At 29.4% G+C, this 6,486-nt stretch carries 10 protein-coding genes; all 10 read right to left on the reverse strand.

The window, feature by feature from the left end:
• Window positions 1–521, reverse strand: a 521-nt coding sequence (locus U880_RS0102270) for a DUF276 domain-containing protein (RefSeq protein WP_024654604.1), incomplete at its 3' end; no start/stop codon positions are given.
• Window positions 518–850, reverse strand: coding sequence for a GPW/gp25 family protein (locus U880_RS0102275; RefSeq protein WP_024654605.1), 333 nt, complete (start codon window positions 848–850; stop codon window positions 518–520). The genes U880_RS0102275 and U880_RS0102270, both read right to left, overlap by 4 nt.
• 61 nt (window positions 851–911) lie before the next feature.
• A complete protein-coding gene (locus U880_RS0102280; RefSeq protein WP_024654606.1) occupies window positions 912–1,451 on the reverse strand; it encodes a DUF777 family protein in 540 nt (179 codons plus the stop codon).
• Window positions 1,452–2,651 (reverse strand): DUF693 family protein, encoded by a 1,200-nt coding sequence (locus U880_RS0102285; protein WP_024654607.1) that lies wholly within the window; start codon window positions 2,649–2,651, stop codon window positions 1,452–1,454.
• Between the two features lie 4 nt (window positions 2,652–2,655).
• Complete coding sequence (locus U880_RS0102290) at window positions 2,656–3,291, reverse strand: DUF792 family protein (RefSeq protein WP_024654608.1); 636 nt, start codon at window positions 3,289–3,291, stop codon at window positions 2,656–2,658.
• Window positions 3,292–3,303: 12 nt separating this feature from the next.
• Window positions 3,304–4,770: a DUF759 family protein gene (locus U880_RS0102295; RefSeq protein WP_024654609.1), complete on the reverse strand. Its 1,467-nt coding sequence runs from the start codon at window positions 4,768–4,770 to the stop codon at window positions 3,304–3,306.
• Window positions 4,767–4,997: a DUF1322 family protein gene (locus U880_RS0102300; RefSeq protein WP_038358940.1), complete on the reverse strand. Its 231-nt coding sequence runs from the start codon at window positions 4,995–4,997 to the stop codon at window positions 4,767–4,769. The genes U880_RS0102295 and U880_RS0102300 overlap by 4 nt, the downstream gene beginning before the upstream one ends.
• Window positions 4,998–5,024: 27 nt before the next feature.
• Window positions 5,025–5,447 (reverse strand): DUF1473 family protein, encoded by a 423-nt coding sequence (locus tag U880_RS09935; protein ID WP_038358943.1) that lies wholly within the window; start codon window positions 5,445–5,447, stop codon window positions 5,025–5,027.
• Window positions 5,448–5,470: 23 nt separating this feature from the next.
• A complete protein-coding gene (locus U880_RS0102310) occupies window positions 5,471–5,893 on the reverse strand; it encodes a DUF1463 family protein (protein WP_024654611.1) in 423 nt (140 codons plus the stop codon).
• Window positions 5,894–5,895: 2 nt separating this feature from the next.
• Window positions 5,896–6,486: DUF787 family protein (locus tag U880_RS11105; protein ID WP_024654612.1), on the reverse strand; the 591-nt coding region annotated here is incomplete at its 5' end.

The raw sequence follows: 6,486 nt of genomic DNA on the forward strand, positions 1-6,486 counted from the left end.
TTATATGATTTGAGTTGGTTTTGTTGATTTAGCCCATCAATATTAATATTGCCTTCTAGAATAGTACCACTAGGAATAGTTTTATATAGTGTTTGCCAGAGTGTTGATTTAAAATCAGAATTGATAATATTAGTTTTAGTTGAATCTAGTAGTGATTCATTCACTATAAGATAAATATTAGCTTTACCAGCTGTGCTTATGATATTTGCATATTCTATTCCGTCGATAGAAGTTAAAGCTGTATGTACAGCATTAAATGTTGTGCTTTTGATACTGATATGCTCTTCTATAGCTTTAAAGTATTCGCCCCCAGGGCTAATTTTAGAAAAGAGTATATTAACTTCATTAATAATTTGTTCTTCTATAATTGCAAGTGATGTTGCAATAATGTTGTAAATGGATGAGGGGTCGTCATTAATTACAATTCTATGCATATTTCGTAAGTTCTCACGTTTAGTTTCAACTATTTGTTTAATATTTTGTTTTAAAATACCAAAATCAGAATCAAACAGTATGCTCATAATTTAACCTCCATGTTTAGAGTGTCATTTGGAAAGTGAAAGACAATGCTTATTGCGTTTGATTGTATCTTTACGTCAAGATTTACAATGTCAATTTTGAGATCTTGTATAATATTGAATAGGTAAGTTTTTATTTGCGTTAAAGAGTTTATCTTGATAAGCTTCACAATGTGTGAATAATCTAAACCCCATTGAGGATCATAGAAAAGACTACCTTTTGGAGTCTTCAAGAAGATGAATAGTCGTTGTTTTTGTTCTTCAATACTATCAACAAGCTGTAAATTCGAATTAAATGCTAAGTTAAAATCATTGTCAATTCTGATATCCAATCTTTATATCCTTTATCCTTTTAACTAATAAAAGGAAGTATAATACTATTTTTGCTAAAAACTATTTAAGCAACATGTTTATTTTGTTTTGTATGTTATTAACATACGTGTAAAAACTAGGTTCAACCGTACCTTGCGCAACTCTCAAATTGTATAAACAATTAACTATTTCTTCTAAGACTTGTTTCAAACTTATATTATTATTTTTGATCTCCATAAGGTTTTTTGTGTGAATAGAAAAATCATCAACTTTGATAGTTGCATTTTGCATATTAATTGGTCGTAATATATAGAAATAGTTTTTATCATAATGATGATCATCATTAATATCGAAAAGATTTATACTACTTTGCAAAAGAATAACCTCATCATTTTCTTGTAAATTAAAATGCATATTTGATATACATCGAGTCTTAATTTCTACATTTTTGTAAATGTATGGTAATACAACACCTTCTTGAGTCTCAGAATCAAAAGATTTGATAATTCCTATTGTAGAGATGAAAATATTTCTATAAATCCATAGCTTGATCTCTTCTTGTGTTAATGCAGAACCAGCCATTTGGCTATTCATTCTGTAAATATCATAATTCACATGCATTTATTTAGCTTCTCCTTTGATATTTAAGTAATTAGTATTATCATAAAGCTTGAGTATAAGAGAACACTCACCAATATTGCTTAATACAGCATTAGCTTGTGAAATAATGCTCTTAATTTTTTTACCAGTTCTATCAATAAAACTGACTTTATCGCCAACTTTTAATTTGTGAGTATACATAATCTTGGCATTCCAATATATGAACTTAATATTTATATTTGAACCTATAGTGACTTCTTGTTGTGGTATGAATTCAAGGAGATAATCTTCAAGAGGTTCATAGTCTTCATCTGTGTCTTTTTTTGTTTCCTCTTCTTTTGTGTCTGTTGTAGGTGTTTCTGTTTTTAGATTTTTACCCTTTTGTATAGGCTTATTTTTTTCTGTTTCTTCTTTTTTCTCTGTTTCTGTTTGTATCGGTACGTAATTTGTAAATATATAGTTACATTCGATATCAGTAGTATTAATAGATGCTTCTTTGATTAGTTGTGTATGGTCTTTAGGTGTAATATCTGTTCTAATGCTTTGGACATACTTTTTAGTTATTTTTTCAACAAATTCAACAGGTGTAGTTGCACAAAAACTTTCATTTATTATACGTTTTTTGTTTTCGTAAGTCATATTGATAATATTTCTACCAGGAAAAGCTGATTTGATCGCCTCTTCTACTGTCATGCCTTGAAATTGATTTGGGTTGAGTGCTCTATGAAAATAATTGCTTTTTGATGCTAAATGAATTTCCAATTCAACACTAAAATCACCACTAGGATAATCAGTACTCATAGGTGTACCTAAGTACCCAGACATGATAAAGTCATAATCTTTAGCGTCTGCAAATTTTTTATAGTAAATTGCCACAATATTACCAGCTTGTAAATTATCATTAAAATCTATAGGTAAATTCCAAATAGTTAGTTTTGCTTGTTTGGCACATATATAGTTATAGCTTGTATATACATCAGATATTTGAATGTCTATATGTATGCCATCTGTAGTTCGAAGTACAATTTTGGGTTCGTTTGTATTTTTCTTCTTTTCTTCAGTTTTTTCAGTCTTAGTTTCTTCCTTTGGTTTTTCTTTAGGTATGCTCTTTTCTTTAGCTTTTTCAGTTTGAGTTTCATTTTCTTTTTTAGGTGTCTCGTAGATTTTAGGTTGATCGTAGAATTCGATCTTAAAGTCATATTTTAAAAGTCTAGGCTCCATTAATTTATCCTTTGTATTTTGTAAATGTTTTGAGAACTTCTAATGTTACACTAATTTCAACCTCATCAAGATATACTGTATCTTTCAGATCAAGAGAAGTAATAGCAACTATTTCTATAAATCCAAAAGATGGGCTATAAACACTAAATGGCACACTTTCTTTTACCCTATTAGTTAAGTGTTGTTTTGCTAAATTGCTAGTATTTGGAAATATGGATTTTCCGAAAGGCACATTAAATGACCATTTGAGTAGTTCTGAATATCCACTAACTAATTTAGCATTATTTAAGGTGATAATCTCGTCGTTGAAAGTAGGATTATAACTTACATGTGTAGATTTACGAGTGTAATAATCAATTATAGGACGTTTTGAACAAGTAGTATTATATTTCATATTGATTAATTCACTTTTAGCTTGAATGAAAAATCCTTGTGGGACATATCCTTGGCCTTTAAAGTCCATTCGTGGACATAGAATCAAGAAGTTAGATGTCATAAACACACTAGATAATTGGTTAAAAGTTTCTTTTAAAATGGTTGTTATTTGAGATGGCGTTAAGTGCATATAATCTAGCATTGATTTTATGCCTTTTGCATCTTGGTACTGGTGAATAAAATCAGTTGTAAATTGTGTAATCATATTTATACCTCCTTAAGGTGTTTTTACACTTGCGTCTTTTTCTAATTTAGTTCCAGTATCAGTAGTTGGGAGTGGTGAATGGTCTTTATCTGTTGTATCGTCTGCACTAAAAAACAATGCATATGCCCAAGTAGGCAGTATTTGTTTTAGTGCTATTTTTACCATTTTTGTAAACCATTCGTAAATATTACCGAAAAAACTTGTGAGACCCTTGATCATTGGATCAAGTATGTGAGTTTTGAAATTAAATTTTTCAAGCCAGTTGGTTAACTTTACTAAACAATCTAAAATGGGTTCTAGTACTGTAGTTGAAATTCTTGAAAAAGAATCTTCGACTTTACCAAGATTATCTTTGATTTTTTCTTCTTTAGTTGTATATGTCGAGAATCCAATTGTATTGAAATCATCAAGAATTTTGTTTAGTGTGTCTGTTCTAAAAGATAAAGCTTGACCTGGAGATAGGAAGTTATATTCCATTTCTTTAGTTTCATTATATTTATCAAATACTTTGTGAAATGACCTTAGAGTATCATATAAAGGTCCGCTTTTACCTCTTAAGAATTCTGATACTACAGAAATAGCAGAAGCATTATCATCAATAATCCCTACGGATTTAAGCTTTGCAGCAAGTGTTGCCGCTTTATTAAGGTGTTCTTCATTGCTTAGCCCTAAACTTGCCAAATCTTTTCTCAAAATTCCAGCATAATTAAGGAACTCTTCTCTATCGATTTCTCTGACAAACCCCTGCATTCCTTGAAGGATTTTATCAAGTTGAGACTTTTCTTCTGGTTTGAATATTTTTGAATTAATTAAACTTAGTTTTTTAGATGTTGCATTCTTTTGTATTGTTCTTTTAGCATAATTGAATGCATCACCAATCCCACCTTGAAAAGTAGTTCCAAATATTTGTCCAAGAGCAGTTCCAACCGCAATTTTACCTATCTCTTTAGCAGTGCGCTTAGTTTTATGTATAATTCCGCTTTGCTTTTTTAACGTTTTATATTCTAAGTCCATTAATTCTTTTTCGGACATGGTTGATCTTTTTAATGCAATTTTTTTTGCTTTTCGAAATTTCATGCCCTGGCTAATAAGTTTTTTAGTTTCTTGAAGCTTAAACTTTTCTATATGATCTAGCCTTTTTTGCTCTTCTATTCTTAATTTCTCTTGTCTTTTGTTTTTTGCTAATCTTAATTTTTCTAGCCTTTTTTTTGCTGCTTCTAGTTTTTTTTGTTTTTCTATTTTTAATTTTTCTTGTCTTTTTTGTTCTGCTAATTTTAATTTTTCATATTTACTTATTTTGACAAGCTCAGCTTTTTTTTCTTTCAGATTGTGTTTCAATATTTTTTCAGTGCTATCGAGTCTTGTTCTTTTGGGTTTTAGAACTTTTTCAAGAATAGATATATCTTTTTCTAAAGACTTTTTAGTTGAAGCATGGTCAAGTACACCTTTGAACTTAATAGTAAATCCAGTGTTATTCATAATATTCCTCTAGATAGAGACATCTCATATATCTTCATTTGAAGTTTCAAATCCGATATTTTGTTCACCTCCATCAAATCTTTATAATTCAGTGTCTTGACTTCATTAAAGCTACAAATACCCATCATAACGGGGAAGTGATATTTATCTTTTTTTGCGTTTTCAAGAAATTTGAAATATGAATGTGTTATTTCTTGAAGAATATCACTTCTTTTGTTTATTTTCATAGGCGCACACCTTTAAAATTTTGTTTTTCATGAATCGATATTCTGTATTATTTGTTCATAATTCCAACTATCGTCAATATAGTCGAATTTTACAAAGCCACCATCAGCATTTAGATAATGACTTAAGTAAATGAGACTTGGTTTTTTGAAGTCTTCTTCTAAGTTAAATGTATCAAATTGAATTGAATACAGTATTGCAACAAGATAATCCTTGTAGTAAGAAATATATTTTCTATTGTCATCTAAAATGAAGTAAAATTTGTCTAAAAAGTCGGGTTTGATCATAATGTTTGTTATTGTTCTGAGATAATCAATATTATTGAGTTTATCAATACCATAATTTTGTGAAAAACCTAATATAGAATCCCATTGATAAACTGGTAATACTTTTACATCGAATGTGTGTGTTTCCTTTTTTGTCAAAATATTCATTTTATAAAGTTGAATCATTTAGCCTCCTTAAATTTTACTTATTATGGTTTTTCTACTTTGCAATTAATCGCTCTAATTTCAAACGTAACCTTTTCTGCTTCAGCAGCATAGCTTCTTGATGGTTCTTCTGCAAAGAATGCATGATTAGATATAATGTGAATGTTTTCAAAATCATTAAATACAAGTTTTATCAGTTTTTTGTTTATACTCTCTTCTACATTGTAAAATTGATTTTGAGACATATCTGTTAGTAGCTTATAATCATAAGATCCAATAGTTACTTCAACGTTAAATATGAAAGTAATAGTTTTAGGGTCTCTAAAACTAACTACCGGAAGTCCCATATCTTCAGTACTAGATACAGCTCTTGTTGTAGGTTCACTAGTAAGTTCTAATTTCCCACTTTGAATTTGCTTATCTTTGATTGAGAAAAATATTTTCGTTAAATTATAAACCTGCTCCATTATTAAACCTCCTTTAAGCTATTTTGATAACTTTGTATATCTTGTGTTGTGATATTCAATACCACGCCCTTCATAGAATAGTTATAAGTAATACTTATTGATAAGAATAGTTTTAGTGAAGCACTTGCCGATATTTGTATTTTGAGCTTAGAATAAGAAACAATTATACCTGCATCAACAAACTCTTTCAGTTTGCATGCAATAGCCGCACTATAAGCAGTATCTCTTTGTCCTGATAGTTGAAGTGCTGATAATTTACTATTTTGTCTATTATTCAAGTTCCATATTCTAATAAGTTCCGCAATAAATTCATATTTGATATAGTCGTAAGTAAAAATTTCGTCGATAGGGCTAGAATCTAAACAAATTCCCTCCTTAAAAGCTGGAAAACCATCAAGTCCAGTTTCATTAAGGTGTGAGTAGAAATTGATATTAGCTTGTCTAAGCTTAGTAATTTCTTCACTATTAGTAATAGGATTGATACCACTAAATGTAAGTCCATAAGGGTTTACAGCATGAAACATACTTGCTTCATGTAAATATTTAGATACAAATCTCAAATGTAATTGTTGAGTTCCTTTAGAATGAACAAC

Source organism: Borrelia hispanica CRI, assembly GCF_000500065.1.
In the GTDB taxonomy this organism is placed as follows: domain Bacteria; phylum Spirochaetota; class Spirochaetia; order Borreliales; family Borreliaceae; genus Borrelia; species Borrelia hispanica.

Bases quoted from the DNA above. Each gene is read 5' to 3' on its own strand.
- U880_RS0102295 (WP_024654609.1), bottom strand. From the start codon at position 4,770: ATGAATAACACTGGATTTACTATTAAGTTCAAAGGTGTACTTGACCAT.
- U880_RS0102285 (WP_024654607.1), bottom strand. From the start codon at position 2,651: ATGGAGCCTAGACTTTTAAAATATGACTTTAAGATCGAATTCTACGAT.
- U880_RS0102300 (WP_038358940.1), bottom strand. From the start codon at position 4,997: ATGAAAATAAACAAAAGAAGTGATATTCTTCAAGAAATAACACATTCA.
- U880_RS0102310 (WP_024654611.1), bottom strand. From the start codon at position 5,893: ATGGAGCAGGTTTATAATTTAACGAAAATATTTTTCTCAATCAAAGAT.
- U880_RS0102280 (WP_024654606.1), bottom strand. From the start codon at position 1,451: ATGCATGTGAATTATGATATTTACAGAATGAATAGCCAAATGGCTGGT.
- U880_RS0102290 (WP_024654608.1), bottom strand. From the start codon at position 3,291: ATGATTACACAATTTACAACTGATTTTATTCACCAGTACCAAGATGCA.
- U880_RS09935 (WP_038358943.1), bottom strand. From the start codon at position 5,447: ATGATTCAACTTTATAAAATGAATATTTTGACAAAAAAGGAAACACAC.